13 protein-coding genes are annotated in these 17,291 nt (G+C 70.6%); 11 read left to right on the top strand and 2 right to left on the bottom strand.

All coding sequences use genetic code 11. The annotated features are described in order from the left end of the window. Nucleotides 1–21 precede the first annotated feature (21 nt). Nucleotides 22–1,014: an AAA family ATPase gene (locus D457_RS0106175; RefSeq protein ID WP_017579774.1), complete on the bottom strand. Its 993-nt coding sequence runs from the start codon at nt 1,012–1,014 to the stop codon at nt 22–24. 484 nt (nt 1,015–1,498) lie between these two features. Here D457_RS0106175 and mraZ point away from each other — a divergent pair, with 484 nt between their 5' ends. The 4 genes from mraZ to D457_RS0106195 all read left to right on the top strand — a co-directional run bounded on the left by mraZ (nt 1,499) and on the right by D457_RS0106195 (nt 5,788). After that, entirely contained in the window at nt 1,499–1,930 is a 432-nt protein-coding gene (mraZ, locus tag D457_RS0106180; RefSeq protein WP_017579775.1) for a division/cell wall cluster transcriptional repressor MraZ, read from the top strand. A 277-nt stretch (nt 1,931–2,207) separates the two neighbouring features. Beyond that, nucleotides 2,208–3,296, top strand: a complete 1,089-nt coding sequence (gene rsmH, locus D457_RS0106185) for a 16S rRNA (cytosine(1402)-N(4))-methyltransferase RsmH (protein ID WP_026116388.1) — start codon at nt 2,208–2,210, stop codon at nt 3,294–3,296. A 9-nt stretch (nt 3,297–3,305) separates the two neighbouring features. Further along, nucleotides 3,306–3,803, top strand: a complete 498-nt coding sequence (locus D457_RS36370) for a hypothetical protein (protein ID WP_017579777.1) — start codon at nt 3,306–3,308, stop codon at nt 3,801–3,803. Then, nucleotides 3,800–5,788, top strand: coding sequence for a peptidoglycan D,D-transpeptidase FtsI family protein (locus D457_RS0106195; RefSeq protein WP_017579778.1), 1,989 nt, complete (start codon nt 3,800–3,802; stop codon nt 5,786–5,788). The genes D457_RS36370 and D457_RS0106195 overlap by 4 nt, the downstream gene beginning before the upstream one ends. Nucleotides 5,789–5,820: 32 nt before the next feature. Here D457_RS0106195 and mmuM read toward each other — a convergent pair whose 3' ends face one another. Beyond that, nucleotides 5,821–6,705 (bottom strand): homocysteine S-methyltransferase, encoded by an 885-nt coding sequence (gene mmuM / locus D457_RS0106200; protein ID WP_017579779.1) that lies wholly within the window; start codon nt 6,703–6,705, stop codon nt 5,821–5,823. A 137-nt stretch (nt 6,706–6,842) separates the two neighbouring features. Between mmuM and D457_RS0106205 the strand changes: the two genes are divergently transcribed. The 7 genes from D457_RS0106205 (at nt 6,843) to murC (ending at nt 17,269) form a co-directional block, all read left to right on the top strand. Next, nucleotides 6,843–8,510 carry a UDP-N-acetylmuramoyl-L-alanyl-D-glutamate--2,6-diaminopimelate ligase gene (locus tag D457_RS0106205; protein WP_017579780.1) on the top strand — a complete coding sequence of 556 codons (1,668 nt, stop codon included), beginning with the start codon at nt 6,843–6,845 and terminating at the stop codon, nt 8,508–8,510. 416 nt (nt 8,511–8,926) lie between these two features. Continuing rightward, nucleotides 8,927–10,375, top strand: a complete 1,449-nt coding sequence (locus tag D457_RS0106210) for a UDP-N-acetylmuramoyl-tripeptide--D-alanyl-D-alanine ligase (RefSeq protein WP_017579781.1) — start codon at nt 8,927–8,929, stop codon at nt 10,373–10,375. Then, nucleotides 10,372–11,445, top strand: a complete 1,074-nt coding sequence (gene mraY, locus D457_RS0106215; protein WP_017579782.1) for a phospho-N-acetylmuramoyl-pentapeptide-transferase — start codon at nt 10,372–10,374, stop codon at nt 11,443–11,445. The genes D457_RS0106210 and mraY overlap by 4 nt, the downstream gene beginning before the upstream one ends. A gap of 4 nt (nt 11,446–11,449) precedes the next feature. Then, nucleotides 11,450–12,916: a UDP-N-acetylmuramoyl-L-alanine--D-glutamate ligase gene (murD, locus tag D457_RS0106220; protein ID WP_017579783.1), complete on the top strand. Its 1,467-nt coding sequence runs from the start codon at nt 11,450–11,452 to the stop codon at nt 12,914–12,916. A 293-nt stretch (nt 12,917–13,209) separates the two neighbouring features. Further along, a complete protein-coding gene (gene ftsW / locus D457_RS0106225; protein ID WP_026116389.1) occupies nt 13,210–14,652 on the top strand; it encodes a putative lipid II flippase FtsW in 1,443 nt (480 codons plus the stop codon). Beyond that, the gene (gene murG, locus D457_RS0106230; protein ID WP_017579785.1) at nt 14,649–15,809 is read left to right on the top strand and encodes an undecaprenyldiphospho-muramoylpentapeptide beta-N-acetylglucosaminyltransferase; all 1,161 of its coding nucleotides are present in this window, start codon (nt 14,649–14,651) and stop codon (nt 15,807–15,809) included. The genes ftsW and murG overlap by 4 nt, the downstream gene beginning before the upstream one ends. Next, entirely contained in the window at nt 15,806–17,269 is a 1,464-nt protein-coding gene (gene murC, locus D457_RS0106235; RefSeq protein WP_017579786.1) for a UDP-N-acetylmuramate--L-alanine ligase, read from the top strand. Before murG ends, murC begins: the two co-directional genes overlap by 4 nt. The last annotated feature ends 22 nt before the right edge of the window (nt 17,270–17,291 follow it).

A 17,291-nucleotide genomic window follows, 5' to 3' on the forward strand; every position in this document is an offset into this window, starting at 1 on the left:
ACCGGGCTGGGGAGATCAGTGTCAGCGGGGCCCGGGGACCGGCAGGCGGGCGACCAGCTTGGCCACGATCTGCTCGGCACTGAGCCGTTCCATCTGCGCTTCGGGTCCGGGCAGCAGCCGGTGGGCTAGGACCGGGACGGCCAGGGCCTGCACGTCGTCGGGGACGACGTAGTGGCGCCCCTCCAGAGCCGCGTGGGCCCGGGCCGCGCGCACCAGGTGCAGGGTGGCGCGGGGCGAGGCGCCCAGCTTGAGTTCGGGTGCGGTCCGGGTGGAGTTGACCAGGTCCACGACGTAGCGGCGCATCCCCGGCGCCATGTGCACGTTGTGGACGCGGTCCACCAGGGAGCGGATCTCGGCCGCGTTGGTGACCGGGGCCAGCTGCTCCAGCGGGGAGCGGGAGCTGTGGCTGTCGATCATGTCCAGCTCGGCCTGGGGCGAGGGGTAACCGACGGAGACGCGGGCCATGAACCGGTCCCGCTGCGCCTCGGGCAGGGCGTAGGTGCCCTCCATGTCGGCCGGGTTCTGGGTCGCCACGACCATGAACGGCCGCTCCAGGGCCCGGGTCTGCCCGTCGACGCTGACCTGCCGTTCCTCCATGCATTCCAGGAGGGCTGACTGCGTCTTGGGCGAGGCCCGGTTGATCTCGTCGCCGAGCACGATGTTGGCGAACACCGGGCCCGGGTTGAACTCGAACTCGTTGCGGTCCTGGTGGTAGACGCTGACCCCGGTGATGTCGCTGGGCAGCAGGTCCGGGGTGAACTGCACGCGCTGTACGGAGCAGTCCACGGCCCGGCCCAGGGCCTTGGCCATCATGGTCTTGCCGACCCCGGGTACATCTTCGACGAGAAGGTGGCCCTCGGCGAGCATGACGGTGAGCGCGATGCGCAGCACCTCGGGTTTGCCCTCGATGACCGTCTCGATCGCGCCGCGGACGCGGTCGGCGACGGCGACAACGGCATTGACGTCCCCTCGGACGTCGCCCCCGTGACCGTCGTGCTGTGTGCCGAGTGACACGAGACCCCTCTCGCTCAGTATGTCTCGGTGTATCGATCCGAGGCTAGGGCCAATCAGACCGATTGCAAACCAAAGTGCCGGAATCGGCCGACGAATGATTCCTCTGGAGGCCAAAGTGGTGAAAGAGCTCGAATCGGTCCACTGATCATTGGCGGGAGCGTGCTCCCCGACAACGGGTCGGACGCGGAAAACACGCCCGAAGTTGTGCCGGGTGGTGGTCGTCACCATGTGTCGCCGACCCGTTCTCGCCTCGGTGCCCTCCCCGGCTCCTGTCCGCTTCCCCTCCGTCAGGGTGCGACGCACGCGGGCGCTGCGCGGCGGCGCTCGCCCCCCACTGCCGACACGCCTCTCTGACCTGCGATTTTGTCGATTCCAAGGCCGATGAATCCGGGTTGAAGCTGTTGACGGTGGGGGAGAGTGGAGTAAGGTGGGGCACCGTGGAGATGAGGGTGAATTCTCCACTTAGGGGTGAGGGGGTGAGTGTGTGTTCCTCGGCACCCACACACCTCGCCTCGACCAGAAGGGACGGCTGTTCCTTCCCGCGAAGTACCGCGACGAACTGTCGGGGGGTTTGGTGATCACGAAAGGCCAGGAGCACTGTCTCTACGTCTTTCCGACGGCCGAGTTCAGTCGCATCACCGACGCCCTGCGCTCCGCTCCGGTCACCGCCAAGGCGGTTCGCGACTACAGCCGCGTCCTCTTCGCCAGCGCGTCGGACGAGTCCTGTGACAAGCAGGGCAGGGTCACGATCCCGCCGAAACTACGCGCCTACGCGGGCTTGGACCGCGATTGCGTCGTGATCGGCGCCAACACGCGCCTGGAGATCTGGGACGCCACCGCGTGGTCGGAGTACGAGGCCGAGCAGGAGCAGGCGTTCTCGCAACTCTCAGAGGAGGTGCTGCCCGGGGTGCTGTGACGGCGGGGCGGACATCTCGCCGCCTCGATCCACCAGCAGCACAGAGTCCATGCAATGCCGGGACCGGCAGCGGTCTCCGGAGACGGTCACACGAGCTGGCGCGACTTCCCCGGTGCCAGGTCGTGAGCGCGCGTCCGCCGAAAGGTGGACAATAGCGGCCGTGTCCGGAGGCCCGCCGGTACTTCGGAGGGGCCACGCGAAGGACACCGTGGAGCGCGCCCAGTGCGCTGCACGGACTTCAGGGGGAGACCGCGAGAGCGTGGAGGAACAGCAGCGCATGGGGGACAACCGGCAGCACGAGCGACCCGACGGGGACAGCTCTCCGAACGAGACCGCAGAGCACGGGGACACGCAGCACCAGGTCGCGCAGAACGACATCGAGGCGCGCATCCGTGCCGCACGTGAAGGAATTGATCCTCTGCACGTGCCGGTGATGCTCGACCGGATCGTGGAACTGCTCGCCCCGGCGCTCAGCCGTCCCGGGGCGGTCTTCGTCGACGGCACCCTCGGGCTCGGCGGGCACTCCGAGGCCCTGCTCAAGGCCTGCCCCAGCATGCGACTGGTCGGCGTGGACCGGGACACCACCGCCCTGGAGCGCAGCGCCAAGCGCCTGGCGCCCTACGCCGACCGCACCCACTTCGTGCACGCCGTCTACTCCGACATCCCGAGCGCCCTCGACGAGGCCGGGGTTCAGGAAGCCGACGCCGTCCTGCTCGACCTCGGCGTGTCCTCACCGCAGCTGGACGAGACCGACCGCGGTTTCGCCTACGCCCACGACGCCCCCCTGGACATGCGTATGGACCGCACCCAGGCGCTCACCGCGGCCGAGATCGTCAACGACTACCCCGTCGCCGAGCTCACCCGAGTGCTGCGCACCTACGGTGAGGAACGCTTCGCCTCCCGTGTGGCCAGGGCGATCGAGCGCCGCCGCGCCCAGGGCCGCATCGACTCCACCCGCGAGCTGGCCGAACTGGTCCGCGAGGCCATCCCCGCGGCCACCCGCCGCACCGGCGGCCACCCCGCCAAGCGCACCTTCCAGGGGCTGCGCATCGAGGTCAACGCCGAACTCTCCATCCTCAAGGAGACCCTCCCCGCCGCCATCTCCCGTCTGGGGCTCGGCGGCCGCATCGCGGTGCTGTCCTACCACTCGCTGGAGGACCGGATGACCAAGAAGGCCCTCGCGGCCCTGGCCACCGACACCACGCCTGCCGACCTTCCGGTCCCCCTCCCGGACCGCCAACCGGAACTCCGGCTCCTCACCAGGGGCTCGGAACTCCCCACGGACGAAGAGAACGAGCGCAACCCGCGCGCGCAGTCGGCCCGCCTGCGCGCGGCCGAACGCGTGCGCCGGCCGTCGCGGCAGTAGGGAGAGCAGATGGGCACGAAGACGGACACCCGCCGCACCGCCAAGGAGCGGAGCACGACCACCAGGGGGAGCAGGACCACCAAGCGTCCCGCCACGCCCCAACGCACCGCGCGCCCCGCGGCGAGTACCCGCACCACGCGCACCACCCGCTCCGGCGGGGGCGCCCCGGCGCCGAAGATCCCGTTCGTGCTGCTGATCCTGTGCCTGCTCGGCGGCGCGTTGGTGGCCCTGCTGGTGCTGCGCAGCGTCGTCGCCCAGGAGGCCTACACCATCACCAGACTGCAGGCGGAGAACCGCGAGCTCTCCTACGTGGAACAGCAAAAGGAGAAGTCCGTCGCCCATCTGGAGACCTCCGAGCGCATCTCCGGGGAGGCCGAGGAGATGGGCATGGAACAGGGCGAGGCCACGCTCTTCCTGGATCTGGACAGCGGTGAGATCACTGGTGGCAGCGGCGCGGACGCGCAGGAGAACGGCGTCGGCGCCGGAAACGCTGGGAGCGGTGAGTGAGCAACCCCCGGGACCGAAACCCCCGTGACCCCCGCAGACCCGGAGCGACAGGACGCTCCGGGTCCCGGCCCAGCAAGCGCCCCCAGCGCGAACCACGACGCCCGGCCGACGGTTCCCGCGTCCGCCCGGGCGCGGCGGGGGCGGGCCGGGGGAGTACCGCGCGTCCGGCGCGCCGAGCGGGTGAGCGGCCCCGCCGCAGGCCCCCGGCGCCGCCGCCCCCGCCGCCCCCGCTGCTGCGCCGCACCTTCCGGGCGGGCGACCCGGCCAAGCGCATCAAGATCGGTGGGGTCATCATCGTCGTCATCATGATGCTGTTCGCCGGGCGGCTCACCCAGATCCAGGGCATCGACGCCGACAGCTACGCCGAGGCCGCCGCCAACCTGCGCCTGCAGACCATCGACATCCCGACCCTGCGCGGGCAGATCACCGACGTCAACGGCAACCCGTTCGCGCTGTCGGTGGAGGTGCGCACCGTCTTCGTCGACCCCGAGGAGGTCAAGGAGGAGGAGCGCGACCAGGTCGTGGACGAACTGGTCACCCGCTTCAACCTGGACGAGGACGAGGTGGCTGCCAAGGTCGACGCCACGCCCAGCCGCTACCAGGTGGTGGCCCACCGGATCTCGCCCGGCGACTGGCAGGAGATGCGCGATCTCGGCCTGTCCGGGGTCGGCGCCGAGGTCGACTACGAGCGCGTCTACCCCGAGGAGACCGGCGCCGCCGACCTGGTCGGCTTCGTGGGTTCCGAAGGACACGGCCTGGAGGGGCTGGAGGGCTACCTGGACGAGACGCTCTCCGGTGAGGCGGGAAAGCGCCAGGTGGAGGTGGGCAGCGACGGCACCCAGATCCCCATGGCCGGCGGTCTGGTGCGCGAACCCGAACCCGGCCAGGACGTGCGGCTGACCCTGGACCGCGACCTCCAGTGGTTCGCCCAGCGGGCGCTGGCCGAACGGGTGGAGGAGTTGGACGCCGAAGGCGGCAGCGTCATCGTCACCAACACCGACCACGAGATCCTCGCGATGGCGGACTACCCGTCCTACTCGCAGAACGACATCTCCGCCACCGGACCCGAGGAGTGGTCCAACGGCGCGGTGGCCGAGACCTTCGAACCGGGCAGCACCAACAAGGTGATCACCCTGGCCGCGGCGCTGGAGGAGGGGCTCACCACCCCGGAGACGGTGTACACCGTGCCCTACTCCCTCCAGTACTACGACCGGACCTTCCGCAACTCCACCAACAACGGCACCCAACGGCTCACGGTCAACGGGATCATGGCCCAGTCCAGCAACGTCGGCACGATCAAGATCGCCGACGAGGTCGGCCGCGGGACGCTGTACAACTTCATGAAGGATTTCGGGCTCGGCCAGCCGACCGGCCTGGCGCTGCCGGGCGAGGAGGCGGGCATCCTCACCGACCCCGACGACTGGTGGGGTACCCAGTTGCCGTCGGTGTCCATCGGGCACGGTCTTTCGGTGAACGCCACCCAGATGGCGCTGGTCTACGCCACCGTGGCCAACGGCGGGGTCCAAGTGGAACCCCGGCTGGTCGCGGGCACGGTCGACCCGGAGGGTGAGTTCACCCCGGCCGGGGAACCGGAGAAGACCCGAGTGGTCAGCGAGGAGACCGCCGAACAGCTCGCCCTGATGCTGGAGGCCGTCACTGGCGACGGGGGCACCGCACCGCAGGCCCGGATCGACGGTTACCGGGTGGCGGGCAAAACCGGTACCGCCAACCGCCTCGACCCCGAGACCGGCGCCTACAACGAGAACGACTACACCGCGACCTTCGCGGGCTTCGCCCCGGCGGACGACCCGGAGCTGATCGTCCAGGTGGTCCTGCACAGCCCGAGGGGGACCATCTACGGCGGTGAGGCCGCGGGGCCGGTGTTCAACGACATCATGTCCTTCGCCCTCAAGACCATGAAGGTTCCCCCGACGGGCACCGAGCCGCCAGCCATCCGCCTCTTCGAGGAGGAAGACGACTCGTAGGGACGGACTCGTAGGGCTGGGGAGGCCCGGAGTCAGACCCGGGTGCGGACGGCGCGGATGTGTTCGGGGCCGGTGCGGCAGCAGCCGCCCACGAACACCGCGCCGTCCGCGCACCATCCGGCGGCGGCCTCGCCGAAGCCCTCCGCTTCGGAGCTGCCGGTCCACCGCTGACCGGCGGCGTCCCACAGCTCGCCCGAATTCGGGTAGGCCACCGAGGGCAGGCCCACCGCTGCCACCTCGCCCAGCAGGGACGGTACGTTCCGGGGCGGGACGCAGTTCACCCCCACCGCCGCCACCAACCCGCGCCCGTACAGCGGGGCGAGTTCGGCGGCCACCTCCCTCAGCGGGGTTCCGTCGCTGATCCGCTCGCCGTCCGCACACGAGAAACTGAACCACGCGCGAACATCCGGGGTCTCCTCCAGCAGCCGCGCCAGCGCCCGCGCCTCCGCCAGGGACGGCAAGGTCTCGCAGGCCACCAGGTCCGCCCCGGCGCCGGTCAGGACCCGCCAGCGCTCCCGGTGCCAGGCGTACAGGCCGTCCTCATCCAGGTCGTAGGCGCCGGTGTATTCCGAACCGTCCGCCAGCGCCGCCCCGTAGGGCCCCACACCGGCGGCCACCAACCCTGAACCGAAGGCGTCGCGCTCGGCCAGCGCCAGCTCCACCGAACGCCCGATGAACCCCAGCGCCTCCGACCGCGAGTACCCCCGCTCGGTGAAGGCCGTCACACTCGCCTGGTAGCTGGCCGTGATGGCCACGTCCGCGCCCGCCTCGAAGTAGTCCCGGTGCGCACGCGCGACCAGTTCGGGCTCCTCGGCCAGCAATCGGGCCGACCACAGGCCGCCGCCCAGGTCGCAGCCGTAGGCCTCCAACCGCGTGGCCAACCCGCCATCCAGCACCAGTGGCCTTGTCAGATCCATACCCGTGCCACCCCCTCTCCTCGAAGTATCGCGCGTAACCTGGGCGCAACCCCCATCCGGGGGAATAACCGACAACGCAGCGTGGAAATTACCGAGAGGTCCTCCACAGCCGTTAACCTCCACACGTGCCACCGGTAATGCGACCTGAACACACCAAACTCCGTCCACTGTCCGCCCTCGCAGCGCTGCTCGGGCCGGACACCACTCTTCTGCGCCCCGACCTGAGCGCGGACCGTCCAGCGGACCTCCCCGACCGGGAGATCTATGTCCGCGGTATCACCCATGACTCGCGCAAGGTGCAGCAGGGCGACCTGTACGCGGCCCTGCCCGGGACCCGCGCCCACGGCGCGGACTTCTCACAACAGGTAGCCGACGCCGAGGCTGCGGCGATCCTCACCGATGCCGCGGGCGCCGACCGCGCCGCCGAGACCGGCCTGCCCGTGATCGTCGTGCCCGACGCGCGCGCCGCCCTGGGCACCGCCGCCGCCTGGGTCTACGACGACCCGGCCAAGGACCTGCTCCTGGTCGGGACCACCGGCACCAGTGGCAAGACCACGATCAGCTACCTGATCGAGTCCGGGCTGCGCCAGGCCGGGATGAGCACCGGTCTGGTCGGCACCGTGGAGATGCGGGTGGGCGACGAGCGCGTCGCCTCCTCCCTGACCACGCCCGAGGCCACCGACCTGCACGGGCTCTTCGCGGTCATGCGCGAACGAGGCACCACCGCCGCGGCCATGGAGGTCTCCAGCCACGCCCTGGCCCTGGGTCGTGTCGGCGGTACCCGCTACGACGTGGCGATCTTCACCAACCTGTCCCAGGACCACCTGGACTTCCACTCGGACCTGCGCGACTACTTCGACACCAAGGCGCTCCTGTTCACCCCCGAGTACTGCGACATCGCGGTGGTCAACACCGACGACCGCTTCGGTCGTGCCCTCGTGGACATGGTCCAGGGGCGCGGGGTGGTCCCGGTGACCACCTTCGCCGTGGAGGGCGGTTCCGACGCCGGACCCGATAACGGCATGGACGCCGACTGGAAGGCCGTGGACGTCGAACTGGGCGCCACCGGGAGCACCTTCCGCATCGTCGGCCCCGGCGGCATGGAGGCCCGCGCCTCCGTGGGCCTGCCCGGGCCGTTCAACGTCTCCAACGCCATGGCCGCCGTCGTCGGCCTGGTCGAGGCCGGGATCCCGCTGGAGATCGCCATCGCCGGTGTAGCCGCGGCCCCGGGCGTGCCCGGCCGCATGGAGTCGGTCGAGGTCCGCGGGACCTCCTCGGGCTTCCAGGACTTCGCCGCCCTGGTGGACTACTCGCACAAGCCCGGCGCCATCGAGGCCGTGCTCAGCGCCCTGCGCGAGACCACCGACGGCCAGGTCACCATGGTGGTTGGCTGCGGCGGCGATCGCGACCGTGCCAAGCGCCCGCTGATGGGTGAGGCCGCCGCGCGCCTGGCCGACCAGCTGATTATTACCAACGACAACCCGCGCACCGAGGACCCCGTCGCCATCGCCACCGCGATGCTGGAGGGTGTGTCCAAGGTCCCTGAGGACCAGCGGGCGCGCGTCACGGTGGAGTTCGACCGCGCCGAGGCCATCGGCCTGGGCGTGCACCGCACCGGCCCCGGCGACGTGGTCGTGGTCGCGGGCAAGGGCCACGAGACCGGCCAGTACGTCAAGGGTGAGGTCCTGCCCTTCGACGACCGCGAAGTGCTGCGGACGGCCATCGAGGACGCCCTGCGCGCCCGCGCCAGCGCACGGCTGGGCAACGCCCTCCAGGACGTCCACCGGGCGCCCGACGAAGGCTGAACCCGGATCTGACCTCGGTTGATCCAATAACACACCGTAAGACGCGCCGCACGCGGTGCCGTCCGCTTTCCGGGACGCGGCCCCAGGCCGCGTCCCGGTGGTGCGCACGCTGCCGACGTGCACGGATCGCCGGTACCGGACCCGCCGTCGATCACGAAGTGGAGCATATTGCTCTGCGCAGGGCCCCGCTGGGACCCCAGACGCCCCAACATGTTCTAAGGTAGGTCCGGCAATCGCAGCCCGACACGTGCCGCCCACGGTCGCGCCCACGACCCGGCACCGGCCGGTCATCGTGGTGAAGCCCGGCGCGGCACCGCGCGCACGGTATCCGCGGTGCCATCCCCTGACCCGAACCCGAGGCCGGGTGGCCAATGCCCCTGGGGCGCCGTGGGCCGGGCCTGACATGAGGAGTGGATTTGATCGCGCTCACGCTCGATCGGATCGCTGAGATCACCCAAACCGCCATCGGCGGATCAGCGCGCCCCGACGCCGTCGTCGACGGCCCCGTCGTCATCGATTCACGACAGGTGGCGCCCGGAGCGCTCTTCGTCGCCCTGAGCGGTGAACGGGTCGACGGACACGACTTCGCCGAGTCCGCCGCGGCGGCCGGAGCGGTCGCGGTCCTGGCCTCGCGCCCGGTCGACGCCCCCCACCTGCTGGTGGACGGCGGTGACGACGAGGTCCTAGCGGCCCTGGCCCGCCTGGCCCGGCACGTGGCCATCGAACTCAGCGACCCCGCGCGCGGGACAGCCGCGGCCGAGGTCGTGGGGGTCACCGGCTCCTCCGGCAAGACCACCACCAAGGACCTCATCGCCCAGGTCATCAGCGGCACCGGACCCACCGTGGCGCCCGCCGGCTCGTTCAACAACGAGATCGGCCACCCGCTCACGGTGCTCCGCGCCGACACCGGCACCAAGAACCTGGTCCTGGAGGTCGCCGCCCGCGGCATCGGGCACATCGCGTACCTGTGCCGCGTGGCCCCGCCCCGGATCGGCGTGGTCCTCAACGTCGGCAGCGCCCACATGGGCGAGTTCGGTGGCCGTGAGGCCATCGCCAAGGCCAAGGGCGAGCTGGTGGAGTGCCTGCTACCCGGCAGCGACCGGCGCGGCGAGGGCGGCGTGGCCGTCCTCAACGCCGACGACCCGCTGGTGCGCGCCATGCACACGCGCACCGACGCCCGCGTGGTGTTCTACGGCATCGCCGAGGACGCCCAGGTGCGCGCCACCGACGTCGTCATCGGAGCCAACGGCGCCCCGTCCTTCACGCTCAACCTGCGCGGCCGCACGGCCCGGGTCGAGCTGGGACTGGTCGGCGCCCACCAGGTCAGCAACGCGCTGGCCGCCGCGGCCGTCGCCGACGACCTCGGCATGGACATCCAAGACATCGCCGCCGCCCTTGGCGCGGCGACCCCGGTCAGCCGTTGGCGGATGGAGGTCACCGAACACCGCGGTGCCACCCTCGTCAACGACGCCTACAACGCCAACCCCGAATCGATGCGGGCGGCGCTGACCACCCTGGGCGCGCTCGCCCGGGACCGCCGGTCCATCGCGGTGCTCGCCCACATGGCGGAGCTCGGCGATGACGGCCACGCCGAACACGAGAGCGTGGGTGAGCTGGCCGCCCGGACGGGCGTGGCCCACCTGGTCGTGGTCGGTACGGCGGCCGAAGGGATCGCCGTCGGCGCCGAACGCGCCGCACGGCAGGGGCGCTGGGACGGTGAGACCATCCGGGTTCCCGACGCGGAGGCGGCAGCCGACGCGGTGCGCGACCGGATGCGTACAGGAGACGTTGTCATTGTGAAGGGATCGCGCGTGGCTGCGCTCGAAAGGGTCATCGACCTCATCACCAAGGGTGATGTCCAGTGATCGGCATCACCATAGCGGCGGCGTTCTCGCTGATCATCTCCATGGTGCTGATGCCGCCGCTCATCAAGCTCCTGTACCGGTTCAAGTTCGGCCAGGAGGTCCGCGACGACGGCCCCGAGGGTCACAAGACCAAGCAGGGCACGCCCACCATGGGCGGTATCGTCATCATCCTCGGCGCGGTGGTGGGCTACTTCGGCTCCCACCTGGTGCTGTGGCTGATCCAGCCGACCGCCTCCGGGCCCACGGCCTCCGGTTTGCTGGTGATGTTCCTGTTCGTCGGCATGGGCTGTGTCGGCTTCCTGGACGACTTCATCAAGATCTACAAGCGCCGCAGCCTGGGTCTGCGCAGTGGCGCGAAGATGATCGGCCAGGCCATCGTCGGTGTCGGCTTCGCCTACGGCGTCACCCAGTTCCCCAACGGGTACGGCTACACCCCAGCCGCCCCCCAGCTGTCCTTCCTCCGCGACTTCGGCCCCCCGCTGATGCTCGGCGTGTTCATCATCTGGGCGCTGTTCCTCATCGTCGGCTTCTCCAACGCGGTGAACCTCACCGACGGTCTGGACGGCCTCGCCACCGGCGCGGTCATCCTGTCGCTGGCCGCCTACGTCATCATTGGCAACTGGCAGCTGCGCCAGTCCTGCGTGGAGGCCCTCACCTCCAGCTGCTACACGGTCCGCGACCCCCTGGACCTGGCTGTGGTGGCCTCAGCGGTGCTCGGCTCGTGCATCGGCTTCCTGTGGTTCAACGCCCCGCCCGCCAAAATCTTCATGGGCGACACCGGCTCGCTGGCCCTGGGCGGCCTCATCGTGGGTCTGGCCATCACCACCCGCACCCAGCTCCTGCTGCTGCTCATCGGCGGTCTGTTCGTCATCATCACCATGTCCGTGATGATCCAGATCACCTCGTTCCGCCTCACCGGCAAACGGGTGTTCCGTATGGCGCCGCTCCAGCACCACTTCGAGCTCAAGGGCTGGGCCGAGACCACCATCGTCATCCGGTTCTGGATCATCCAGGGTCTGTTCATGGCGATCGCCATCGGACTCTTCTACCTGGAATGGATGCCAAGCTAGAGGCATGCCGCACCACCATCCTTCCGACACCTCCCAGACCCCCGCGCCCGTGGGGAACGACAACCCCTTCGCGGGCGCGCGGGTCTGCGTCGCCGGTCTGGGTGTCTCCGGGCCCCCCGTCGCCAGGGCACTCCTGGCCCGGGGAGCCCGGGTGGTCGTCGTCGACGGCCGTGACGACGACACCACCCGACCGGTGGCCGCCGCCCTGACCGAGGCCGGAGCCGAGGTCGTCCTGGGCGACACCCCGCTGCCCGAGGACTGCGACCTCGTGGTCACCTCGCCCGGCTGGCGCCCCGACTCCCCGCTCCTGGCCCGCGCCGCCGAGGCCGGTATCGAGGTCATCGGGGACGTGGAGCTGGCCTGGCGGATCAAGCCCGCCGACCAGGTGTGGCTTGCCATCACTGGCACCAACGGCAAGACCACCACCGTGCGCATGCTGGAGTCCATCCTGCGCGCGGACGGCCGTGACGCCCTCGCCGTCGGCAACGTGGGCACCCCCATCGTGGACGCCGTGCAGCCCGACTTTGACGGCCACGTTCACGACATCCTCGCCGTGGAGCTGTCCAGCTTCCAGCTGCACTGGTCCAACAGCCTGCGCCCGCACGCCGCCACCGTCCTCAACGTCGCCCCCGACCACCTGGACTGGCACGGCGGGCTCGACCCCTACGCCCGCGCCAAGGGCAGGGTGTTCGCCCGAGGCACCATCCGCGTGGTCAACACCGCGGACGCCTGGTCCGTCCGCCTGGCCGAGGAGGACGGCGACCCGCACACCCCCGTGGTGGGGCTGCGCCTGGACACGCCCCGCACCGGTGAGCTCGGTGTGGTCGAGGACCTACTGGTGGACCGTGCCTTTGTTGCCGAACTGCACAGCAGCGCCGAGGAGCTGGCGACCCTGGGCGACGTGCGCCCGGCCGCCCCGCACAACGTCGCCAACGCCCTGGCCGCCGCCGCCCTGGCCCGCTCGGTGGGGGTCGCCCCGGCCTCGATCAAGGCCGGTTTGGCCGCCTTCGTGCCCGAACCCCACCGCATCGCGCACGTGGCCTCGGTCGCGGGCGTGGACTACGTGGACGACTCCAAGGCCACGAACCCGCACGCCGCCGCGGCCTCCCTGAACTCCTACGCCTCCGTGGTGTGGATCGCGGGCGGTCTGCTCAAGGGCGCCGAGGTCGACGACCTGGTCTCCGGTGCCGCGAGCCGCCTGCGCGCGGCGGTGCTGATCGGCGCCGACCGCGAGCGCATTCGCGAGGCCCTGGCCAAGCACGCCCCGGACCTGCCGGTGGTGGAGGTGGAGGGCCCCGAGCCGGACGCCCCGGCCGGGCACACGGTGATGGACGTTGTGGTCGCCCGGGCCGCCGCCCTGGCCGAGGAGGGCGACACCGTGCTGCTGGCCCCGGCCGCCGCCTCCATGGACATGTTCACCAACTACCCGGAGCGCGGCCGCTTCTTCTCGGACGCCGTCCATCGACTTTAGTTTTTCGTTCGGGCGCTGGCAGGGTTTTGGAGGTGCCGGAGGTGGGATTGCAGCGAAGAACTGCGCGGAGGCGTCCGTTGAGGGTGGTGGCGGGCGACGGGTGGGCGGAGGCCCAAAGATAGCACTAGGTAACGGAATGCCACTCCTGCGTCACATTCGGTGCGCGGGTGGCCTTCCGTGTGTCGTTTAGCACCCCCACGCCCGGCCAAAGATGGCCAACACGCGGAAAATGTCCACGGTTCCGAACCCGCCGGTACGCAAGGATTGAGGCGCGAATCGGGCGGAGGATGTGGATGGCGGCGACGACAACGGTGCCCGGGGTGTCCCGTTCCAGGGCGCGCACGGCGACCGGCGGGCGCGAACGGGCGCTCTGGCGTGAGTGGGCCCGGTCCCTGGACCGCCCCCTCACCTCCTACTACCTGATCCTCAGTACCGGGGTCATGCTCATCGCCCTGGGACTGGTGATGGTGCTGTCCTCGACGATGGTCAACTCCATCACCGAGACCGGCTCAGCCTTCTCCGTGTTCCAGCGCCAGCTGGTGGCGGCGATGATCGGCCTGCCGCTGATGGTGATCGCCTCCCAGCTGCCGCTGGGGGTCTTCCGCATGGTCGGGTACCCGGCGATGATCCTGTCCGTGGCGCTGCTGCTCCTCACCGCCTTCCAGGGCACCGAGGTCAACGGCGCGATCCGCTGGCTGGAGGTCGGCGGCCTGCTCATCCAGCCCTCCGAGCCGGCCAAGCTGGCCTTCGCCCTGTGGGGCGCCAACACCCTGGCCCGCAAGGAGGAGCTCAAGGAGCTCACCGAGTGGCGGCACCTGCTCATCCCGCTGCTGCCCGGCTGCGGTCTGCTCGTGCTGCTCGTCCTGCTCGGCTCGGACCTGTCCACCACACTGGTCCTGCTGCTCGTGTTCCTGGGCCTGCTGTGGGTCGTGGGCGCCCCCGGGCGGCTCTTCCTGGGCATGTTCGGACTCGTTCTCGGCCTCGCCGGGATCGTCATCGCCATCGAACCCTTCCGGATGACCCGCATCACGGCGTTCCTCGACCCCGGCGCGGATCCGAGCGGCTCCGGCTTCCAGTCCCTGCACGGCCTCTACGCCCTGGGCACCGGCGGGATCTTCGGGGTCGGCATCGGCGCCAGCCGGGAGAAGTGGGGGTTCCTCCCCTTCGCCGAGTCCGACTTCATCTTCGCCATCATCGGCGAGGAGTTCGGTCTCATTGGCACCCTCCTGGTGCTCGGACTGTTCGGCATGCTCGGCTACGCCGGGCTGCGCGTGGCCTACCGCGTCAAGGACTCCTTCTCGCGGCTGGCCGCCTTCGCCATCGTGACCTGGATCCTCGGCCAGGCCATGATCAACATCGCCGCCGTCATCGGCCTGGTCCCGGTCACCGGAATCCCGCTCCCGCTGGTCTCCTACGGTGGTTCGGCGCTCATCCCCACAATGATCGCGCTCGGAGTGCTGCTCGCCATCGCCCGCCAGGAGCCCCAGGCACAGAAGGCCCTGGCGGCCCGGGGTCCCAGTTGGGTCCAAAGGGCTCTAAGCTGGCTTGGCCTGGAGAACATCGTCGCTTCCGTCCAGAATCGGAGCGGCTCGGCGTCCTCCAAGCGCACCACCGCGCCGCGTGCCCCGCGCAAGTCGCAGGAGCGCGGCAGCAAGGTTGGTGCCAAGACCACGGCCAAGAACAACAGCGGACCGGTCCCGGCTGGTGACCGGCCAAGGAGGAATCGGCGACGATGAGGGTAGCCCTAGCCGGAGGCGGCACGGCCGGGCATATCGAGCCCGCACTCTCCCTGGCGGACGCGCTCCGGCGCATCGAACCCAACACGGAGATCCTCTGCCTGGGCACCGAGCGGGGTCTGGAGACCCGGCTGGTGCCCATGCGCGGCTACGAACTCGGTCTGATCCCGGCGGTCCCCCTGCCGCGTCGGCTCACCCCGCAGCTGCTCACGGTCCCCGGCAAGCTCGCGGGCGCGCTCAGCGCCGCGGGTGAGCAGCTGGACAAACTCCAGGCCGACGTCATCGTGGGCTTCGGCGGCTACGTGGCCACTCCCGGCTACCTGGCGGCCCGGCGCCGCAAGCTCCCCATCGTGGTGCACGAGGCCAACCCCCTCCCGGGCCTGGCCAACCGGCTCGGCGCGCGGCTGACCCCGCACGTGTTCACCGGGCACCCGCACACCCAGATCCGCAACGGCCGCTTCATCGGCATTCCGCTGCGCCAGCAGATCACCTCGCTGGACCGGCTGGCCATGGGCGACAAAGCCCGCGCCTACTTCGGGCTGCGCCCGGACCTGCCCACCCTGCTGATCTTCGGTGGCTCCCAGGGCGCCCAGCGCATCAACGAGACCGCCTTCAACGCCGCCGCGGCCTTCCGTCAGGCGGGCGTGCAGGTCCTGCACGTGGTCGGCCCCAAGAACGCCGACGAACCCCAGGACTTCACCCAGGACGGCATCCCCTACGTCGCCGTCCCCTACGTGGACCGCATGGACATGGCCTACGCCGCCGCCGACGTGGCGATGTGCCGCTCCGGTGCGATGACCTGTGCCGAACTCACGGCCGTGGGCCTGCCCGGCGCGTTCGTGCCGCTGGCCATCGGCAACGGCGAGCAGGCCCTGAACGCCCAGCCCATCGTCCAGGCGGGCGGCGGCCTGACGGTCGACAACGCCGACGTCTCGGTCGAGTGGATCGCCAACCAGCTCATCCCGCTGCTCACCGACACCGACCGCGTCGTGGCCATGTCCGAGGCGGCCGCCCGGATGGGCCGACGCGACGCCGACACCGAACTCGCCCGCGAGGTCCTGGCGATCGCCCGCGGCGACAAACCCACCCCTGAACTGCCGTTGCCCGAAGACGGCGACGACGAAGCCTTCTACGACGACGGGAAAGACACGAGATGAGCCTGGTCAAGCCGACCGACCCGGTCCCCGTCGACGAGCTCGGCCGTACCCACTTCATCGGCCTGGGCGGAGCCGGGATGTCCGGCATCGCCCGCGTGCTGCTGCAGTCCGGGGTCGAGGTCTCGGGCAGCGACGCCCGCGACAGCGAGACCCTGCGCGAGCTCGAGCAGATGGGCGCGCAGGTCTTCGTCGGCCACGCCGCCGAGAACCTGGGCAAGGCCGACACCCTTGTGGTCTCCTCCGCGATCCGCGAGAACAACCCCGAGCTCGCCGAGGCCCGCGCCCGCGGCATCCGCATCCTGCCCCGCGCCGCCGCCCTGGGCGCCCTCCTGCTGGGCCGCGAGGGCATCGCGGTCTCCGGCACCCACGGTAAGACCACCACGACCTCCATGGTCACCGTGGTCCTGCAGCACCTGGGCGTCGACCCCGGCTACGTGATCGGCGGCAAGCTGGTCACCACCGGCCTGGGTGCCGACGCCGGGGTCGGCGAGGCCATTGCGGTGGAGGCCGACGAGAGCGATGGGTCCTTCCTGATGCTCTCGCCCAAGATCGCCGTGGTCACCAACGTCGAGGCCGACCACCTGGACAACTACAGCGGCATCGACGAGATCCACGCCAACTTCGCGAACTTCGTCGACCGGGTCGAGCGCACCCTGATCGTCGGGATCGACGACCCGGGCGCTCGCACTGTCGCCGGGCTGGCCCGTGAACGCGGCAAGAAGGTGCTCACCTACGGGGAGGCCGCCGACGCCGACTACCGGATCACCCGGATTCGCCCCCGCGGTTTCACCACCGAGTTCACCCTCACCCCCGCCGACGGTGACCCGATCGACGGCACCCTGGCCGTCCCCGGGCTGCACAACGTGCAGAACGCCGCCGCCGCGGTCGCCGTCGCCGACGAGCTCGGCCACGACCTGGAGGTCGCTGTCGAGGGCATCGCCGACTTCGCCGGAGCCGCCCGCCGCTTCGAGCTCAAGGGCGAGGGCAACGGCGTGGGCGTCTACGACAGCTACGCCCACCACCCCACCGAGATCGACGCCGACCTGCGCGCCACGCGCGCCGCTCTGCGCTCCTTCGCCGAAGACGCCCAGGAGAACGGGGAGGAGATCCCCGAGGGCCGGGTCGTCGCGCTGTTCCAGCCGCACCTGTACAGCCGGACCCGGATCTTCGCCGAGGAGTTCGCCACCGCCCTGAGCCTGGCCGACGAGGTCGTGGTGATGGAGATCTACGCGGCCCGTGAGGACCCCGAGCCCGGGGTCACCGGCGAGATCATCACCTCGAAGGTCTCCCACGACGGTGTCCGGTACGTGCCGGGCCACCAGGAGTCCGTGCGCGTGGTGGCCGAGCTGGCCCGCCCCGGGGACATCGTCCTCACCATGGGCGCCGGTGACGTCACCGAGCTGGGGCCGCTGATCGTGGAGGAGCTGGCGCGGGTCGCCGAGGGTACCGAAACCAGCTAGAGGCCAGCTAGAGGAGCACGCA

Origin of the sequence: Nocardiopsis valliformis DSM 45023 (assembly GCF_000340985.1) — a bacterium.
Taxonomy (GTDB): domain Bacteria; phylum Actinomycetota; class Actinomycetes; order Streptosporangiales; family Streptosporangiaceae; genus Nocardiopsis; species Nocardiopsis exhalans.

Excerpts from the sequence above, each read along its gene's own strand:
- murG (WP_017579785.1), top strand. The coding sequence starts at position 14,649 with ATGAGGGTAGCCCTAGCCGGAGGCGGCACGGCCGGGCATATCGAGCCC.
- murD (WP_017579783.1), top strand. The coding sequence starts at position 11,450 with ATGCCGCACCACCATCCTTCCGACACCTCCCAGACCCCCGCGCCCGTG.
- mmuM (WP_017579779.1), bottom strand. The coding sequence starts at position 6,705 with ATGGATCTGACAAGGCCACTGGTGCTGGATGGCGGGTTGGCCACGCGG.
- D457_RS0106205 (WP_017579780.1), top strand. The coding sequence starts at position 6,843 with ATGCGACCTGAACACACCAAACTCCGTCCACTGTCCGCCCTCGCAGCG.
- murC (WP_017579786.1), top strand. The coding sequence starts at position 15,806 with ATGAGCCTGGTCAAGCCGACCGACCCGGTCCCCGTCGACGAGCTCGGC.
- D457_RS36370 (WP_017579777.1), top strand. The coding sequence starts at position 3,306 with ATGGGCACGAAGACGGACACCCGCCGCACCGCCAAGGAGCGGAGCACG.
- rsmH (WP_026116388.1), top strand. The coding sequence starts at position 2,208 with ATGGGGGACAACCGGCAGCACGAGCGACCCGACGGGGACAGCTCTCCG.
- ftsW (WP_026116389.1), top strand. The coding sequence starts at position 13,210 with ATGGCGGCGACGACAACGGTGCCCGGGGTGTCCCGTTCCAGGGCGCGC.